This window comes from Burkholderia sp. Cy-637 (assembly GCF_011753175.1).
In the GTDB taxonomy this organism is placed as follows: domain Bacteria; phylum Pseudomonadota; class Gammaproteobacteria; order Burkholderiales; family Burkholderiaceae; genus Burkholderia; species Burkholderia gladioli.
The window spans coordinates 14977-31660 of sequence record NZ_VWWC01000081.1 but is presented as its reverse complement, the minus strand read 5'-3'; the positions used below and the strand labels follow the sequence as shown (position 1 = coordinate 31660).

General features: G+C 68.4%; 14 protein-coding genes and 1 pseudogene. 5 read left to right on the top strand and 10 right to left on the bottom strand.

The features are described from left to right. Window positions 1-228, bottom strand: a pseudogene (locus tag F3J10_RS20760) (pilus assembly protein PilN); the annotation flags it as partial. Next, window positions 225-1127: a pilus assembly protein PilM gene (pilM, locus tag F3J10_RS20755; protein WP_166912906.1), complete on the bottom strand. Its 903-nt coding sequence runs from the start codon at window positions 1125-1127 to the stop codon at window positions 225-227. The gene pilM and the pseudogene F3J10_RS20760, both read right to left, overlap by 4 nt. 308 nt (window positions 1128-1435) lie before the next feature. Here pilM and F3J10_RS20750 point away from each other — a divergent pair, with 308 nt between their 5' ends. Then, window positions 1436-3886 (top strand): penicillin-binding protein 1A, encoded by a 2451-nt coding sequence (locus tag F3J10_RS20750; RefSeq protein WP_025099453.1) that lies wholly within the window; start codon window positions 1436-1438, stop codon window positions 3884-3886. A 106-nt stretch (window positions 3887-3992) separates the two neighbouring features. Here F3J10_RS20750 and cyaY read toward each other — a convergent pair whose 3' ends face one another. After that, on the bottom strand, window positions 3993-4319 hold the full coding sequence (cyaY, locus tag F3J10_RS20745; RefSeq protein WP_025099454.1) for an iron donor protein CyaY: 327 nt from the start codon (window positions 4317-4319) through the stop codon (window positions 3993-3995). Window positions 4320-4355: 36 nt separating this feature from the next. On the opposite strand from cyaY, the gene F3J10_RS20740 reads away from it, so the two are divergent. Together F3J10_RS20740 and lysA are read left to right on the top strand one after the other, a co-directional pair. After that, window positions 4356-4622: a lipoprotein gene (locus F3J10_RS20740; protein WP_025099455.1), complete on the top strand. Its 267-nt coding sequence runs from the start codon at window positions 4356-4358 to the stop codon at window positions 4620-4622. A gap of 6 nt (window positions 4623-4628) precedes the next feature. Next, on the top strand, window positions 4629-5900 hold the full coding sequence (gene lysA, locus F3J10_RS20735; protein WP_167242890.1) for a diaminopimelate decarboxylase: 1272 nt from the start codon (window positions 4629-4631) through the stop codon (window positions 5898-5900). Window positions 5901-6015: 115 nt separating this feature from the next. On the opposite strand, the gene msrQ is transcribed toward lysA, so the two are convergent. The 5 genes from msrQ to F3J10_RS20710 all read right to left on the bottom strand — a co-directional run bounded on the left by msrQ (window position 6016) and on the right by F3J10_RS20710 (window position 12018). Further along, window positions 6016-6675, bottom strand: a complete 660-nt coding sequence (gene msrQ, locus F3J10_RS20730; RefSeq protein WP_025099457.1) for a protein-methionine-sulfoxide reductase heme-binding subunit MsrQ — start codon at window positions 6673-6675, stop codon at window positions 6016-6018. A gap of 10 nt (window positions 6676-6685) precedes the next feature. Beyond that, window positions 6686-7681 (bottom strand): protein-methionine-sulfoxide reductase catalytic subunit MsrP, encoded by a 996-nt coding sequence (gene msrP / locus F3J10_RS20725; protein ID WP_166912904.1) that lies wholly within the window; start codon window positions 7679-7681, stop codon window positions 6686-6688. Between the two features lie 154 nt (window positions 7682-7835). Then, a complete protein-coding gene (ccsB, locus tag F3J10_RS20720; protein WP_025099459.1) occupies window positions 7836-9056 on the bottom strand; it encodes a c-type cytochrome biogenesis protein CcsB in 1221 nt (406 codons plus the stop codon). A 4-nt stretch (window positions 9057-9060) separates the two neighbouring features. Then, the gene (locus tag F3J10_RS20715) at window positions 9061-11241 is read right to left on the bottom strand and encodes a cytochrome c biogenesis protein ResB (protein WP_167242889.1); all 2181 of its coding nucleotides are present in this window, start codon (window positions 11239-11241) and stop codon (window positions 9061-9063) included. A gap of 123 nt (window positions 11242-11364) precedes the next feature. Further along, window positions 11365-12018, bottom strand: coding sequence for a c-type cytochrome (locus F3J10_RS20710; protein ID WP_025099461.1), 654 nt, complete (start codon window positions 12016-12018; stop codon window positions 11365-11367). Between the two features lie 252 nt (window positions 12019-12270). On the opposite strand from F3J10_RS20710, the gene yihA reads away from it, so the two are divergent. Together yihA and hemB are read left to right on the top strand one after the other, a co-directional pair. Then, window positions 12271-12930 carry a ribosome biogenesis GTP-binding protein YihA/YsxC gene (gene yihA, locus F3J10_RS20705; RefSeq protein ID WP_013696389.1) on the top strand — a complete coding sequence of 220 codons (660 nt, stop codon included), beginning with the start codon at window positions 12271-12273 and terminating at the stop codon, window positions 12928-12930. A gap of 244 nt (window positions 12931-13174) precedes the next feature. Continuing rightward, complete coding sequence (hemB, locus tag F3J10_RS20700) at window positions 13175-14173, top strand: porphobilinogen synthase (protein WP_025099462.1); 999 nt, start codon at window positions 13175-13177, stop codon at window positions 14171-14173. A gap of 120 nt (window positions 14174-14293) precedes the next feature. Here the strand turns inward: hemB and dsbD are convergent, their stop codons facing one another. Further along, window positions 14294-16279 (bottom strand): protein-disulfide reductase DsbD, encoded by a 1986-nt coding sequence (gene dsbD / locus F3J10_RS20695; RefSeq protein WP_167242888.1) that lies wholly within the window; start codon window positions 16277-16279, stop codon window positions 14294-14296. Then, the gene (gene cutA, locus F3J10_RS20690; RefSeq protein ID WP_166912901.1) at window positions 16272-16598 is read right to left on the bottom strand and encodes a divalent-cation tolerance protein CutA; all 327 of its coding nucleotides are present in this window, start codon (window positions 16596-16598) and stop codon (window positions 16272-16274) included. Before cutA ends, dsbD begins: the two co-directional genes overlap by 8 nt. Window positions 16599-16684 lie beyond the last annotated feature (86 nt).

The window sequence follows — 16684 nt, the reverse complement described above, 5'->3', positions numbered from 1 at the left end:
GTCGATACGCTTGCGCTCCAGGCCCTGCATCGCGCAGGCCAGCGCGACGCCCGCCACGCCCAGGCCGACGGCGCCCGCCAGCTCGAGCAGCCGCCGGCGCCGCTCGCGACGCGCATCGCGGCGCCGGTAGGGCAGCAGGTTGAAACCGCCGAGCCAGGCGCGGCGCCTGACCGGATCGCGCAGCACCGCGCGTGACGGCAAGAGCGGCGCCCGCCGCCGCGCGCTCATTCGTACACCCCGCGCAGGGCGAGGCCGAACGCGACCGCGAGCACCGGCGAATGACGCGCGGCGGCGTCGATGTGCGGATTACGGCAGTAGGGAGCGCATTCGAAGGGCAGCACCAGGCAGCCGAGCGGATCGGCGATCTCGGCGAACATCGCAGGCGGCATGTCGCCCGCCATCGCGAAATTGCCGCCGACGAAGGCGCATTCGGCCAGGCCGCGCCCGGCCAGATCGCGCATCAGCTCGGCGAGAGTCGCATGCGAGGCGGAAGGCGCGCTCAGGTGCGTGGCCACCGTCATGCCCTCGACGCGCCACGCATCGACGCTGCCCTCGCCGATCCAGATCGCCACGTAGGGCTCGTCGGGCTCGGTCTCGGCCACGGCGACCTGCCGGATCGCGCGCAGCGCCGCATGCGGCTCGCCGTCGATGCCGGTCAGCATGAAACCGGCGGCAGCCACCGCGTCGACGCGCAGGTCGATGCGTGCCTGGTCGGTGGAGGCGATCACCAGGCGGCCCGGGTAGAGGATGTCGTTGACGCACCAGTCGATCGCCAGCGAATCGCGGGGCATGCCCGTGCTGCGCTCGGCCTCGGCATAGACCGCCTGCTCGAGCGCCCCGTGGCGCGCGACGACCGGATCGAGCGTGCTCACCACCACCTCGCGGTACGACAGCGCCATCGCCGCCGCCATGCCGCGCACCGGCAGCCGGCCGCGCACCCGCTGCGAAATCGTCTCCAGCGCGCGCGTGACCTCGGACCAATCGGCGCTCGTCACGTCGTAGGGCGCCGTGAACGGCTCCACCTCGAGCGCCTCGATCCCCAGCGCGTTGCCGCAGCGGCTCACGAACGCGACGCGCACCGCGTCACGCCCGACGTCGATCCCGGCGGCCACGCGCCGCCCGCTCATGCTCCATCCTCGCCGACTCCTCATCCCGGTCCTCCCCTGCCGCGCGACACGGGCGCGGCCTGCCAAGCATTCTCGGGATCCTCGGCCGGCTCCGGCAGTCGTCCGGATGGCCGATGCGCGGCGCCGAGCGACGCAGGTCGGCACCGATCGACCTTCCTCGGCCGCATCGCCGGCGCGCCTCGCGGCGCACACGCCATGACGAAGCAAGCCGGGCACCGCGAAGGCCGCGCGAGGCGATCACAACTCGCACCGCGCTGCACCAGGAAGGCGCATAGCGGGCGTTTATAATCGCGGGACTGTTTTCCGGTATGCCTATGCAACCCACCAATCCAACGTCCCCGCCGCCGTCGGCCGCCGAACCTCCGTCGCCCCCGCCGCCGGCCGCCGAACCGCCGCCGCCTCCTCCGCCCCCGCCGCCGCGCAAGCGGCCGCTGTGGCTCAAGCTGCTGCTCGGCCTGGTCGGACTGTGCGCCGCGCTGGCGCTGAGCGCGGCCCTGGTGCTCGGCTACGCGCTGGTGGTGGCCTGGCCGAACATGCCCTCGCTCGATGCGCTGACCGACTACCGGCCGAAGGTGCCGCTGCGCATCTACACGGCCGATCACGTGCTGATCGGCGAGTTCGGCGAGGAACGGCGCGACATCGTCCATATCCAGGACGTGCCCGACTCGCTGAAGAAGGCGATCCTCGCGATCGAGGACGCGCGCTTCTACGAACACGGCGGCGTCGACCTGACCGGCATCGTGCGCGCCGGCGTGGTGGCGCTGACCAACGGCCACGCGACCCAGGGCGCCAGCACCATCACCATGCAGGTGGCGCGCAACTTCTTCCTGTCGAGCGAGAAGACCTACACGCGCAAGATCTACGAGATGCTGCTGGCCTACCGCATCGAGCGCGCGCTGAGCAAGGATCAGATTCTCGAGGTCTACATGAATCAGATCTATCTCGGCCAGCGCGCCTACGGCTTCGCGAGCGCGGCGCGCGTGTATTTCGGCAAGGACCTCAAGGACCTGACGCTGGCCGAGGCGGCGATGCTGGCCGGGCTGCCCAAGGCGCCCTCGGCCTACAACCCGGTGGTCAACCCCAAGCGCGCCAAGGTGCGCCAGCAGTACATCCTGGAGCGCATGCTGGAGCTGAACTTCATCACGCGCGAGCAGTACGACGAGGCGGTGGCGCAACCGCTGGTGGTGAAGAGCGCGACGCGCGAGTACAGCGTGCACGCCGAGTACATCGCCGAGATGGTGCGCCAGATGATGTACGCGCAGTACAAGGACGAAACCTATACGCGCGGCTTCAACGTGGTGACCACGGTCGATTCGGCCGACCAGACGCTGGCCTACCAGGCGCTGCGTCGCGGCCTGATGGACTACGAGCGCCGCCACGGCTATCGCGGCCCGGAAGCCTTCATCGAACTGCCGGCCGACGCCACCGAGCGCGAGCAGGCGATCGACGACGCGCTGCTCGACCATCCCGACAACGGCGAGCTGATCGCCGCGGTGGTCACCGACGCGAATCCGAAGCAGGTCCAGGTCAGCTTCGTCGACGGCAGCAGCGCCACGCTCGCCGGCACCAACCTGCGCTTCGCCGCGGCCTCGCTGGCGGCCAGCGCGCAGCCGAACCGGCGCATCCGTCCCGGCGCGATCGTGCGCGTGGTCAAGACCGACAGCGGCGAATGGGCCATCACCCAGTTGCCGCAGATCGAGGGCGCCTTCATCTCGATCGTGCCGCAGGACGGCGCGATCCGTTCGCTGGTGGGCGGCTTCGACTTCAACAAGAACAAGTTCAACCACGTCACGCAGGCCTGGCGGCAGCCCGGCTCGAGCTTCAAGCCCTTCATCTACTCGGCCTCGCTCGACAAGGGCCTGGGGCCGGCCACCATCATCAACGACGGCCCGCTGTTCTTCAGCGCCGCCGAGACGGGCGGCCAGCCCTGGGAGCCGAAGAACTACGGCGGCGGCTTCGACGGCCCCGAGCCGATGCGCAACGCGCTGATGCGCTCGCGCAACCTGGTGTCGATCCGGATCCTGAACTACATCGGCACCAAGTACGCGCAGCAGTACATCACGCGCTTCGGCTTCGACGCGGAACGCCACCCGGCCTACCTGCCGATGGCGCTCGGCGCGGGCCTGGTCACGCCGCTGCAGATGGCGGGCGCCTACGCGGTGTTCGCCAACGGCGGCTATCGCGTCAATCCCTACCTGATCGCCGAGGTGACCGACTCGAGCGGCAACGTGGTGGCGCGCGCCCAGCCGCTGGTGGCCGAGCAGAACGCGCCGCGCGCGATCGACGCGCGCAACGCCTACGTGATGAACAGCCTGCTGCAGAGCGTGGCGCAGCGCGGCACCGGCGCCAAGACCAACGTGCTCAAGCGCAGCGACCTGGGCGGCAAGACCGGCACCACCAACGATTCGCGCGACGCCTGGTTCGCCGGCTACCAGCACACGCTGGCCGCGATCGCCTGGATCGGCTACGACAACCCGCGCAGCCTCGGCGACCGCGAGACCGGCGGCGGCCTGGCCCTGCCGGTCTGGATCGACTACATGGGGCCCTCGCTGAAGAACGTGCCGGCCTATCGCATGCCGATGCCGGACGACGTGACCACCATCGGCGACGAACTGTACTTCTCCGAGTTCACGCCGGGCCACGGCTTCGTCTCGACGGTCGGCGTCGCGCAGGCCGCCTCGCCGCTGGACGCGTCGGTCCCGCACGTGGACGAGCAGGAACGGCAGGACATCATGAACCTGTTCCAGGGCGGCAACTGAGCGAGCGGCCAGCCGCCCGCAAGCAAAAGAGCGACCCGCGGGTCGCTCTTTTCACTTCGGGGGCGGCATCGAGACATAGCGGAAGGCCGCCGCCCCGCCGCTGCGTTCAGGCGCTGAACGTCACCGGCTCGCCGGCCTGCTCGCTGGCGTAGCGCGTGAGCGCCTCGAAGAACTCGTCGCCCGAGCGCGTGTCGCGCCAGGCGCCGTCGAGGTAGCGGTAATGGAAGCCGCCCGACTTGGCCGCGATCCAGACCTCCTTCATCGGCGGCTGCAGGTTCACGATGATCTTCGTGCCGTTCTCGAAACTCAGCGTGATCACGCTGCCGTTACGGCCGAGATCGATGTCGAGATCGCCCTCGTTGGCTTCGTCCACGCAGCGCTCGACGGCCGCCAGGACGGCCTCGGCGCGGGTCAGGTATTCGGTGTCGCTCATGCTAAACTCTGTCGATTCAATTGTTTAGGGACGATCATGCGTGTCGTTTTCCAGATGAGCGCGATTGTAGCGGCTTTGGCGCTGGCCGGCTGCGGTCAACGCGGCGCGCTCTATCTGCCCGTCGTGCCGCCCCTGCCCGCGAAACCGACCGTCGAGACCGTGCCCGCTGCCGAGGATGCCGCCTCGGACGCCAGCGCCGCGTCCGGCGCGGAGCCGATCTCCGCCTCCGCCGGCACCACGCTGCAGCTTTCGCCGTCGCTCGCCGCGCCGGCCCCGGCCTCCGCCGCCACCCCCACTCGATGATTCCGGATGACTCACCCCGTTTTTGATTACGTCAACGGCACGCTGCATGCCGAGGGCATTCCGACCGACAAGCTCGCCGAACACTTCGACACGCCGCTCTACGTCTATTCGCGCGCCGCGCTGACGGCCGCCTACCAGGCCTATGCGCAGGCCTGCGAGGGCCGCCGCGCCGCGATCCACGTGGCCGTCAAGGCGAACAGCAACCTCGGCGTGCTGAACGTGTTCGCGCGCCTGGGCGCCGGCTTCGACATCGTCTCGGGCGGCGAGCTCGCGCGCGTGCTGGCGGCCGGCGGCAAGGCGGAAAACGTGGTGTTCTCGGGCGTCGGCAAGAGCGCCGAGGAAATGCGCGTGGCGCTGCAGGCCGGCGTGAAGTGCTTCAACGTCGAGTCGATCCCCGAGCTCGACCGTCTCAACGAGGTGGCCGGCTCGCTCGGCAAGCGCGCGCCGGTCTCGCTGCGCGTGAATCCCGACGTCGACCCGAAGACGCATCCCTACATCTCCACCGGCCTGAAGGCCAACAAGTTCGGGGTGGCCTTCGCCGAGGCGCGCGCCAGCTACCGCGCCGCGGCCGCGCTGCCGAACCTGCAGGTGGTCGGCATCGACTGCCACATCGGCTCGCAGATCACCGAGCTGAGCCCCTATCTCGACGCGCTCGACAAGGTGCTCGACCTGGTCGAGCAGATCGAGGCCGACGGCATCCCGATCCATCACGTCGATATCGGCGGCGGCCTGGGCATCACCTATGCCGACGAGACGCCGCCCGCGATCGGCGACTTCGTGGCGGCGCTGTTCGCCAGGCTCGACGCGCGCGGCCACGGCCAGCGCGAGGTCTATTTCGAGCCGGGCCGCTCGCTGACCGGCAATGCCGGCATCCTGCTCACGCGCGTCGAATTCCTCAAGCCGGGCGAGGAGAAGAACTTCGCGATCGTCGACGCGGCCATGAACGACCTGGCGCGCCCCGCCATGTACGAGGCCTATCACGCGATCGTGCCGGTCAAGGAGCACAGCGGGCATGACAGCGCCGTCTACGACGTGGTCGGCCCGGTCTGCGAGAGCGGCGACTGGCTCGGCCGCGAGCGCACGCTGGCGATCGCCCCGGGCGAGCTGCTGGCGATCCGCTCGGCCGGCGCCTACGGCTTCGTGATGAGCTCGAACTACAACACGCGAGCGCGCGCCGCCGAGGTGCTGGTCGACGGCGTCAACGCCTACCTGGTGCGCCCGCGCGAGACCATCGAAAGCCTGTTCGGCGACGAGGCGATCCTGCCCGACGCGGAATGAGCGGCCGCGACGCCGCCTGAAAAAAAGCGATGCGAACCGTGAGGCGCATCGCTTTTTTCTTGCCTGCAGCCGGCAGCGCCGGGCGTTGGGCACCGGCGCTGCCGGCGCGCCGATCTCAGGCGCCGCGCCGCCTCGCGCGCAGCGCGACCACCACTCGCCAGCCCAGCAGCACCAGCACGATCGCGCCATACAGCTTGGGCAGCGCGAGGTCGTGCTTGCCGGCCCGCATCCACCAGAAGTGCAGGATCGCCAGCACCGCGATCGCGTAGATCAGCCGGTGCAGGCGCTGCCAGTGGCGCCCCAGCCGGCGCGCCGCGGCGCGCGGCGAGCTGAGCGCCAGCGGGATCAGCAGCAGGAAGGCCGCGAAGCCGACGGTGATGAAGGGCCGCTTGAACACGTCCTTCAGGATCGCCGGCAGGTCGAACCATTTGTCGAACCAGAAGTAGGTGGTGAAGTGCAGCAGCGCGTAGAAGAACGCGAACAGCCCGATCATGCGCCGCAGCCGCAGCAGCGCGTTGATACCGGTGAGCCGCCGCAGCGGCGTGACGGCCAGCGTCACGCACAGGATCACCAGGGTCCAGAGCCCGGTCGAGCGCGTGACGAACTCGATCGGATTGGCGCCGAGCCCGCCAGTGAAGCCCAGCACGACGAGCCGTGCGAGCGGGAACAGGCCGGCCAGGAACACCACCGGTTTCGCGATGCGCAGCCAGCCAGGCGTGGCCGGCGCACGCGCGGCGCGGCCCGCGCCGGCCGCCAGGCGAAGATTTTCGTCCACCGCGTGCCGCCTAGAAGTTCTTGCGCAGATCCATGCCGCGATACATCGATGCGACCAGATCGCCGTAGCCGTTGAACATCAGCGTCTTGCGCTTGGGCGTGAAGAAACCGTCCTCGCCGATGCGCCGCTCGGTCGCCTGGCTCCAGCGCGGGTGGTCGACCTCGGGGTTCACGTTCGAATAGAAGCCGTATTCGTTCGACGCGTAGCTGTTCCAGCTGGTCTTCGGCTGCTGCTCGACGAAGCGGATCTTGACGATCGACTTCGCGCTCTTGAAGCCGTATTTCCAGGGCACCACGATCCGCACCGGGGCGCCGTTCTGATTCGGCAGCACCTGGCCGTAGACGCCCATCGCCAGCAGCGTCAGCGGGTTCATCGCCTCGTCCAGGCGCAAGCCTTCCGAATAGGGCCAGTCGAGGATCGGCTCGGCCAGCCCGGGCATCTGCGAGGGATCGGCCAGCGTGACGAACTGCACGTACTTGGCGTTCGCGTTCGGCTGCACGCGCCGGACCAGCTCCGCGAGCGGGATGCCGATCCAGGGAATCACCATCGACCAGCCTTCCACGCAACGATGCCGGTAGACACGCTCCTCGAGCGGCGCCAGCTTGAGCAGTTCCTCGATGTCGTAGACCTTGGGCGCCTTCACCGCGCCTTCCACGCTCACGCGCCAGGGTCGCGGCCGCAGCGAGCCGGCGTTCTGCGCGGGATCGCCCTTGTCGGTGCCGAACTCGTAGAAGTTGTTGTAGGTGGTCAGGTCCTTGTAGGGCGTGACCTTGTCGGGCACCACGAATTTCGCGTTGGTGGTGGCGGCCAGCGCATGCGCGGCCGGGTTCGGCGAGCGGTAGTTCGCCAGCGCGCCGGCCGGCAGGCCGCACAGGCCGCCGGCAGCCATCGCGCCGGCCGCGCGCAGCACGCCGCGGCGCGCGGCGAAGACGGCGGGCGAGGTGATCTCGTCGCGTGGAATGTCGTCGCCGGCAAGCAAGCGCCGGCGCGTGGTCCTGATCAACATGAGCGGTCTCCACGCCGGCTCCCGAAGCCGGCGGCGATACGGTGAATCCTCCGCCGCGCGAACGGCGCGAGCGGCATGGCAAGAAAAAACCGCCGCGTCCAGGCAGGGGCGGCGGCGGTTTTCGAATCGGTTCGGGGTGACGCGCGGGCGACGCTTACAGCTTGCCGTAGCTGTGCAGCCCCGACAGGAACATGTTCACGCCGAGGAAGGCGAAGGTCGTGACCAGCAGCCCCGTCAGCGCCCACCAGGCGGCCACGCCACCGCGCAAGCCCTTCATCAGGCGCATGTGCAGCCAGGCTGCGTAGTTGAGCCAGACGATCAGCGCCCAGGTCTCCTTCGGGTCCCAGCTCCAGTAGCCGCCCCAGGCTTCGGCGGCCCACAGCGCGCCGAGGATGGTGGCGATCGTGAAGAACGCGAAGCCGACCGCGATCGACTTGTACATCACGTCGTCGAGCACCTCGAGCGTCGGCAGGCGATCGGCGAGCACGCCGCGTTCCTTGAGCAGGTAGGCGACGCTGACCATCGCCGACAGCGCGAAGCTGCCGTAGCCGATGAAGTTGGCCGGCACGTGGATCTTCATCCACCAGCTCTGCAGCGCCGGCACCAGCGGCTGGATCTGCTGCGCGTCGCGCGCGATCGAGTACCACATCAGGAAGCCGACCGCCGCGCTGATCACCAGCAGCACGAAGGCGCCCAGCGCGCGCGTGCCGTAATGGCCTTCGTAGTAGAGGTAGAGCAGGGCCGTGATCAGGCTGAACAGCACGAACACTTCGTAGAGGTTCGAGACCGGGATATGGCCGACGTCGGCGCCGATCAGGTAGGACTCGTACCAGCGCACCATCAGCCCGGTGAAGCCCATCAGCACCGCGGCCCAGGTCATCTTCTGGCCGATCGCGGCGCCGGTCGGCGAGCGGCTCAGCAGGCCGATCCAGTAGAACACGGTGGCGAACACGAACAGCGCGCTCATCCACAGGATGGCGGACTGGCTCGACAGGAAGTACTTGAGGAAGAAGGTCGAATCGGCCCGGGACAGGTCGCCGTGATAGAGATTCAGCGACAGCAGCGAGAGCACCGCGATCAGGGCCATCAGCAGCCGGGCCGGCTTCCAGCGCCAGCCGAGTCCGACTAGCGCGACGGTCGCGCCCGTCATCACCGCCTGGTCGTAGTAGTCCATGTGCGCCTGGTAATGCACCAGGGCAAAGCCGGCGCCCGCCACCATCGCCAGCGCGAACAACCAGTCGACGAGGGACAGGCGGCGGTAGAAGGGACGATCGTCGAACAACGCGGCAAGCGAAGCCGTGGCGGGAGCGGCGGCGGGCGCCGCTTCGGCGCGGCCGCGCGGCGCCGGTGACGAGGAAGCCTGGGTCAGATCCATGACGTTACCGTGGGGAGTCGTGGAGATCGGTATCGCGCCCGGCAGGCACCGCGGCGACGGGTTCGGTGCCGAGCACCTTGCCCACCGCGTCGCGCGTCTGCGCGAACTCCTTCTCGAAATCGAATGTCCGGCGGGCCGTCGACATCGCCATCACGACGCCCACGCCTGCCGGCGTGTCCTTGAGCCAGAGCCAGAGCCGGCGTTCGCGCACGTAGAACATGGAGAAGATGCCGAACACCAGCAGCAGGCTGCCAAGATACACCAGATTTTTACCAGGCGCGCGTGTCAACTGGAATACCGAAGCTTGCACCTGCTTATATGAATCGAGCCGCAAATAGACCGGCGCGCCATACAGGAAGCTGTCCGACAGGGCATTGATGGCGTTCTGCACGAAGCGCGCCGTCTCGGCCGTCTGCTTGACCGGCGCCACGCCCGCCTGCTCGCGCGCGACCTCCCAGACCTGCCACATCGCGCCTTCCAGCATGCGCAGCAGCAGGCCGGCGGCCTTCTCCTGCTCGGCCTTGGGCACCGATTGGTCGATGAAGCCCGCCACCGCCTGGAAGCCGCCGGTGGTGCTGCCGTCGGGCTGGCGGCCCGCGCTCGGGTCGGCGCCGGCGAACAGGGTCAGGACACGCAGCGCGCTGTCGTCGAGCCGCGTGCGCAGGCCCGCGTCGGCGTTCGGCAGCGAGGCCTGCGCGAAGCGCGCGGCGGCCTCGCTGCGCACCGCCGGGTCCTCGAGCGCGGCGCGCATGCGCATCCATTCGTTGACCGAATCGTCGGCGTCGGCGGGGATGCGCAGGTAGCGGAACGGGTCGTTCTGGCTCAGCCGCACGCCGGCCAGGAACAGCCGGTCGCCGCCGATCTCGACCGGCAGCATGTAGTTGTTGAACTCGCGCGCCTGGCCGTCCTGGCCGCGTACCTTGTACTGGACCGAGGGGCCGACGTTGTGCAGGTTCACCGGCGTCGAGGTCTTGGCGCCCGAGCCGAGCCGCTCGTCGAGCGCTTCCTTGAGCGAATGCGTGGTGCCCACGCCGCGCACGTCGGTCTTGCCGCTCGCGTCGGTGACGTTCTCCACGTTGATGGCGCGGAAGTCGGCGAACTCGATGGTATCGCCGGCATGGCCGGCCAGCGGCACCGCATTGCCGATCACGCCGTTGACGGGGAAGGTCTTGCCGCTCGCGCCCGACATCGGGAAGGCGGTCATCTGCATCTGCGAGCCGCCGTCCTGGAAGCTCGACTGGTAGATCGACACGCCCTTGTAGGTGAAGGGCTTGTTGACCTCGACGCGCGCCGGGATGCGCTTGCCGGTCTCGCGGTCGATCACCACGATGTCGCTGGCGAACAGCTTGGGCATGCCGGTCGAGTAGTAGTCGACGATGAACTTGTCGAGCTGGATCGAGAACGGCAGGTCCTGGATCAGCGAGCCGTTCGGCTGGTTCAGGATCGCGGTCGAGACATACTGGCCCTCGGGCACCCAGGCATAACCGCGGAAGGTCGGGTTGGAGGCCGACAGCCGGTGCTCGGGCCCGATCTCGCTGATCGCCGCGCTGGTGTTGACGGGCGACTTGCCGAACAGCCACATCTGGAAATGGATCGGCAGGTTGCTGTCGAGCAGGCCGCCGATGCAGATCACCACGATCGCCAGGTGGGCGGCGATATAGCCGTACTTGGTCATCGCGCCGCGCTTGGCGGCGATCAGGGTGGCGCCCTCGGATTCGCGGATCACCTGCTTGTAGCCGGCCTTGGCGACGAAGCCGGCGAGCGCCTGGGCCACCTGCGCGCGCTCGCCGGGCACGGCGAACTCGGCCTTGTGGTGGAAGGCGCGCAGGCTGCCCTCGCGCACCTTGTCCTTCCAGCTGCGCACGTCGGCCAGCATCTTCGGGCCGTTGCGCAGCACGCAGAGCGACAGCGACACCACCAGGAACAGCAGGATCAGCATGAACCACCAGGCGCTGTAGACCGTGTAGAGGCCGATCGCGCGGAAGATGTCGGCCCAGAACGGGCCGAACTGGTTCACGTAGTTCGGATAGGGATCGTCCTGCGTGAGCACGGTGCCGATGATGCTCGCGATCGCCAGCACGACCAGCAGCGCGATCGCGAAGCGCATCGAGCTGATCAGCTCGATCGCGGTGTTCAGCGCGCGGCGACGCGTCCGGGTCTCGATGCCTTGCGTGGTAACGCTCATTCACACTCCGACTGACAACAAAAAAGGGCAAGGCGCCCGCCTGGCGGCAGCGCCCCACCCTTTCTCTCTTCGTTCCCGCGCTCGCCATTCATGACGATGCGCCCGATACCCGTTGCCGGGCGCTCAGTGCAGGCCGGCGATGTAATCGGCGACCGCCTTCACTTCGCTGTCCGACAGGCGCGATGCGATCTGATGCATCGGCTCGTTGTTGTTGCGTGCGCCCGCGCCCTGCTGGAAGGCGGTGAGCTGCGCGACCGTGTAATCGGCCCACTGCCCCGACAGGCGCGGATACTGTACAGGAATTCCCTGTCCGGTCGGACCGTGGCAGCTCGCGCAAGCCGGCACGCCCTTCTCGGCGATCCCGCCGCGGTAGATCTTCTGCCCCAGCGCGACCGTCGCGGCATTGCGCGCGGCACCGGGTTTGGGCGCCTGGGCACCGTAGTAGGCCGCCACGTTGCGTGCATCGGCGTCGCTCAGCGCGCCGGCGAAACCGGCCATCACCGAGCTGTTGCGCGCCGGCCCCTTCGCGCCCGGCTGCGTCTTGAAATCGTGCAACTGCTTGACCAGATACTCGGGATGCTGGCCGGCCAGCTTCGGGAACGCGCCCGTGGCGCTGTTTCCGTCGGCACCGTGGCACGATGCGCAGACCGCCGTCGCGATCGCCTTGCCGCGGTCCAGATCCGGCTTGGCCGCATCCGCCGCGTGTGCCTGAACCACGAAACTCACGAACCCTGCGGCCACCTGAAGCGTTATCAGAGACTTGCACAGTCGATTCATTCGCACACCCTGTTTCGTCTTGTGGGAATTTGAGGTTCTGCAAACGACGGCACTCAGTCTACCGCAGAAAGCGCCTGCAACAGGCCCGCAGGGCTTCGGGAAAACCGCCGTATTGTACAATATGGCGTTTAAAGCCCCGTTCCGGCTATCAGGGTTACTGCGCGGATTACCGCATGCAATGACCGTCCGGATCGTTGCGGGGCTTCCCGCCTCCACGCGCGGTCGCACCGCGCTCTCGCCCCGTCCGCACTCATGGCCTTCCTGCTCCATCAAGCCCGTTTCTACACGACCGTCAACCATCTGCGCGACCTGCCGCCCACCGTGGTCCCGGAAATCGCGTTCGCCGGCCGGTCCAATGCGGGCAAATCGACGGCGATCAACATCCTCTGCAACCAGAAGCGGCTCGCCTTCGCCTCGAAGACGCCGGGCCGCACCCAGCACATCAACTACTTCTCGGTCGGCCCTGCCGACGAGCCGGTCGCCAACCTGGTCGACCTGCCCGGCTACGGCTACGCGGAAGTGCCGGGCGCGGCCAAGGCGCACTGGGAAGCGCTGCTGTCGGCCTACCTGAAGACCCGGCCCCAATTGTGCGGGATGATCCTGATGATGGATTCGCGCCGGCCGCTGACCGAGCTCGACTGCCGCATGATCGAGTGGTTCGCGCCGACCGGCAAGCCGATCCACACCTTGCTGACGAAGTGCGACAAATTGACCCGCCAGGAAAGCGTCAATGCGCTGCGCAACACCAAGAAGGCGCTCCAGGCCTATCGCGACGCGGGGTATGAAGGGGCGCTGACCTGCCAGCTGTTCTCGGCGCTCAAGCGCACCGGGATCGACGAGGCCCATGTGCTGGTCGAGAGCTGGCTGCGGCCGGAGGTCGCCGGCGAAGATGACGCAGCTGTTGCAGAATAAGCGCTCCGCGCCTGGGTGCGCGGCCCCGAACGGAGGCTTGCCGTCGGTTGGCGCATAAAAAAACCCGCCGTTTCGCGGCGGGTCAAACAGCCTAATCGAATAACGACAGGCACCCGCTCAGGGAGGAGAAGCGGGGAGCGCCGCGCCTTGGCGCGAAGCTCGATCGCTATCATATACCATTGTCTCGAAATTTCACCGAAGGCTTTCGTAAGCTTTCCTTCAGACTGATTCCAGCGATTCCGTCATGAGCCTCCATCCCTTGCACCGTCCGCGCAGAATGCGCCGCGACGACTTCTCGCGTCGCCTGATGCGCGAAAACCTCCTCACCACCAACGACCTGATCCTGCCGGTGTTCGTCGTCGAGGGCAGCAACGTGCGCCAGGCGGTGCCGTCGATGCCCGGCGTCGAGCGCGTCTCGGTCGACCTGCTGATGGGCGTCGCCGAGCAGTGCGTCGCCCTCGGCGTGCCGGTGCTGTCGCTGTTCCCGGCGATCGAACCCTCGCTGAAGACGCCCGACGGCCGCGAGGCGACCAATCCCGAGGGCTTGATCCCGCGCGCGGTGCGCGAGCTGAAGAAGCACTTCCCCGACCTCGGCGTGCTGACCGACGTCGCGCTCGATCCGTACACGAGCCACGGCCAGGACGGCGTGCTCGACGAGAACGGCTACGTGATCAACGACGTGACGCTCGAGATCCTCAGCGAGCAGGCGCAAACGCAAGCCGAGGCCGGGGTGGACATCGTCGCGCCGTCGGACATGATGGACGGCCGGATCGGCACGATCCGCGAGATGCTCGAGAGCGAGGGCCACATCCACACGCGCATCATGGCCTACTCGGCCAAGTACGCCTCGGCGTTCTACGGCCCGTTCCGCGACGCGGTCGGCTCGGCCTCGAACCTCGGCAAGGGCAACAAGATGACCTACCAGATGGACCCGTCGAACTCCGACGAGGCCCTGCGCGAAGTCCGCCTCGACATCGAGGAAGGCGCCGACATGGTGATGGTCAAGCCCGGCATGCCGTATCTCGATATCGTGCGCCGCGTGAAGGACGAGTTCCGTTTCCCGACCTATGTCTACCAGGTCAGCGGCGAATACGCGATGCTGAAGGCCGCCGCGCAGAACGGCTGGCTCGATCACGACAAGGTGGTGCTCGAGTCGCTGCTCGCCTTCAAGCGCGCCGGCGCGGATGGCGTGCTGACCTACTTCGCGCTCGATGCGGCGCGACTGCTGCGCGATCAGAAGTAAATCGCGGCGCGCCACGCGAGGCGCGCGAGCATGAAAAAACGGCGAAGCGTTTCAGGCGCTTCGCCGTTTTTCATTGGATCCGGAGCTGCCCGCCGTGGCAGGCCACTTCGCTGCGGCGGCTCAGGCCGAGGGCGCCGCGGCCGGTGCCCCGGCGCGATCGAGGCTGCGCAGGAAACGGTCGGCTGCCTGGTAGCCCACTACTCGGCCCAGTTCACGACCGTCCGCGCCGAACACGATGATGCCCGGCGGCCCGAACAGGCCGAAACGCTTGAGCAGCGCCTGGTCGTCGGCGTTGTTGGCGGTCACGTCGGCACGCACCAGGTGCAACTGGCCGAGACGCGCCTGCACGCGCGGGTCGGTGAAGGTCAGGTGCTCCATCTCCTTGCAGGACACGCACCAGTCGGCATAGAAGTCGAGCATCACGGGCCGGCCGGCGGTCTTGATCACCTGATCCAGCTCGGTACTGGAACGCACCGGTGCGAAGGCCGGGCCTTCGGGGGCACCGGCGCTGGCCGTGGCGCTGCCGGCCGGGCCCGCCGCCGTGCCGCGCCCGGCGAAGATCGACAAGGGACGCAGCGGATCGGTCGAGCCGGCCGCGAGGCCCACCAGCAGCACGGCGGCCCAGATCGCGAAGGCCGCGCCGACGCCGCGTCCGAGCCGGCGCCAGATCGAGGTGCCGCCCGCTGTCGGCGTGAACAGGCCGGTGGCCGCCGCGGCGATCAGCAGCCAGAGCGCGGCCAGGCCGATCTGCCAGGAGGCGCCGAGCACCGGCCAGACGATCCACAAGGCGGCCGCCAGCAGCACCACGCCGAAGAACACCTTGACGCCATCCATCCAGGCGCCCGCGCGCGGCAGCAGGGTGCCCGCGCCCAGGCCGATGATCAGCAGGGGCACACCCAGGCCGATCCCCATCGTGAACAGCGCGGCGCCGCCGAGCAGCGCGTTGCCGGTGTGCGCGATGAAGGCCAGCACGGCGAACAGCGGCGCCGTCATGCAGGCACCGACCACCAGCGCCGACAGCGCGCCCATGGTGGCCACCGCCAGGAAGCGACCGCCCGAGCGCCGGCTCGATGCCTGCGCGGCGCCGTCCTGCCAGCGCTGCGGCAGCGAGATGTCGATACCACCGATCAGGGTCAGCGCGAACACCGTCAACAGCAAGCCGAAGGCGCCCAGCATCCACGGGTTCTGCAGCCAGGCGCCGAGGCTCTGGCCGACCAGCGCGGCGGCGATGCCGAGCACCGTGTAGACCAGGGCCATGCCCACCACGTAGGTCAGCGACAGCATGAAGCTGCGTGCGCGCGTCGCCTGGGTGCCCTCGCCGATGATGATCGCCGACAGGATCGGGATCATCGGGTAGGAGCAGGGCAGCAGGCTCAACACCATGCCGGCCACGAAGAACAGCGCGACGATGGTCAGGAAGCCATGGCCTTCGAGCAGCGATTGCGCGTAGTCGGCGCTGGTCACGCGGTCGTACCAACTGCCGTCGGCGGACGGGGCCGGAGCGGGTGAGGCAGTGGTGGCCGGAGCCGGCGAGGACGAATCTGCGCCGGTCACGGGCGAAGGCGGCGTGGGCAAGGCTGGCGCGGCCGATTGCGATTGCGCCGCCGGGGCCGGCGACGTCGCGCTCGACGTGGCGGCGGCCTCCAGCGCCGCGCCGTCGACATGCACGACGTGCTCGGCCGGCGGATAGCAGATCCCGCCGTCGGCGCAGCCCTGGGAGGTGACCGACAGGTCGAACGGCCCGCTCGCCTTGGCGACCGGCACGTGGATCGTCACTTCGCCGCGGTAGGTTTCGACGTTCTTGGCGAAAGTTTCGTCGTACTTCACGTGGCCGGCGGGCGATTGCGCCTCGCCGAGCGTCGCGTTGCCGCTCTTCACCGCAAAGGCGAAGCGCTCGCGATACATGTAGTAGCCGTCGGCGATCTTGAAGTGGACGTCGACCTGTCCCGGCGCCTCGCTCGAGCTGAAGCGGAATGCGACCGAGGGATCGAGGAAATCGTCGTCGGCGCGCGCGGCCGACGAGATCCCGAACAGCGAGGCGAACAGCACCAGGCAGGCGAGCAGCAGACGCAGGCCGGCGGCCGCGGAGAATTGGCGATCAGACATGGAACAGGCGTTGGGTTTCGGCCGCCACCCAGGCGCCATAGGCATCGGAGGCGGTGGCCTGCCACGAGACGATTTCGGGCGTCTCGTAGGGATGATGGGACGCAATGAAGCGCTCGAGTTCGAGCGAGCGCTGCGCGCTCGTCTTGAACAGCAGCTGGATCTCCTCCGCGGATTCGACCTTGCCCTGCCAGTGGTAGTTCGAGCGGATCGTGCCGAGCTCCGACACGCATGCCGCGAGCCGGCCGCCCAGCGCGCCGTCGGCGAGCAGGCGGACCGTGGCCGCATCGGGCACGGTCGTCATCATCAGAACGATCACCATCGACATCTCCTGCTGGGGCTCGCCGAAACGTCATATCGTAGCGCAGCTGATCCATTCGCGCGTGACACGGCCCGAGTTTCGGACTG

What these genes read in the sequence shown, in the direction of transcription:
- ccsB (WP_025099459.1), bottom strand. Translation starts at nt 9,056, where the DNA reads ATGGATCTGACCCAGGCTTCCTCGTCACCGGCGCCGCGCGGCCGCGCC.
- F3J10_RS20750 (WP_025099453.1), top strand. Translation starts at nt 1,436, where the DNA reads ATGCCTATGCAACCCACCAATCCAACGTCCCCGCCGCCGTCGGCCGCC.
- pilM (WP_166912906.1), bottom strand. Translation starts at nt 1,127, where the DNA reads ATGAGCGGGCGGCGCGTGGCCGCCGGGATCGACGTCGGGCGTGACGCG.
- F3J10_RS20740 (WP_025099455.1), top strand. Translation starts at nt 4,356, where the DNA reads ATGCGTGTCGTTTTCCAGATGAGCGCGATTGTAGCGGCTTTGGCGCTG.
- yihA (WP_013696389.1), top strand. Translation starts at nt 12,271, where the DNA reads ATGGCCTTCCTGCTCCATCAAGCCCGTTTCTACACGACCGTCAACCAT.
- F3J10_RS20715 (WP_167242889.1), bottom strand. Translation starts at nt 11,241, where the DNA reads ATGAGCGTTACCACGCAAGGCATCGAGACCCGGACGCGTCGCCGCGCG.
- dsbD (WP_167242888.1), bottom strand. Translation starts at nt 16,279, where the DNA reads ATGTCTGATCGCCAATTCTCCGCGGCCGCCGGCCTGCGTCTGCTGCTC.
- F3J10_RS20710 (WP_025099461.1), bottom strand. Translation starts at nt 12,018, where the DNA reads ATGAATCGACTGTGCAAGTCTCTGATAACGCTTCAGGTGGCCGCAGGG.
- msrP (WP_166912904.1), bottom strand. Translation starts at nt 7,681, where the DNA reads ATGTTGATCAGGACCACGCGCCGGCGCTTGCTTGCCGGCGACGACATT.
- cyaY (WP_025099454.1), bottom strand. Translation starts at nt 4,319, where the DNA reads ATGAGCGACACCGAATACCTGACCCGCGCCGAGGCCGTCCTGGCGGCC.
- lysA (WP_167242890.1), top strand. Translation starts at nt 4,629, where the DNA reads ATGACTCACCCCGTTTTTGATTACGTCAACGGCACGCTGCATGCCGAG.
- cutA (WP_166912901.1), bottom strand. Translation starts at nt 16,598, where the DNA reads ATGGTGATCGTTCTGATGATGACGACCGTGCCCGATGCGGCCACGGTC.
- hemB (WP_025099462.1), top strand. Translation starts at nt 13,175, where the DNA reads ATGAGCCTCCATCCCTTGCACCGTCCGCGCAGAATGCGCCGCGACGAC.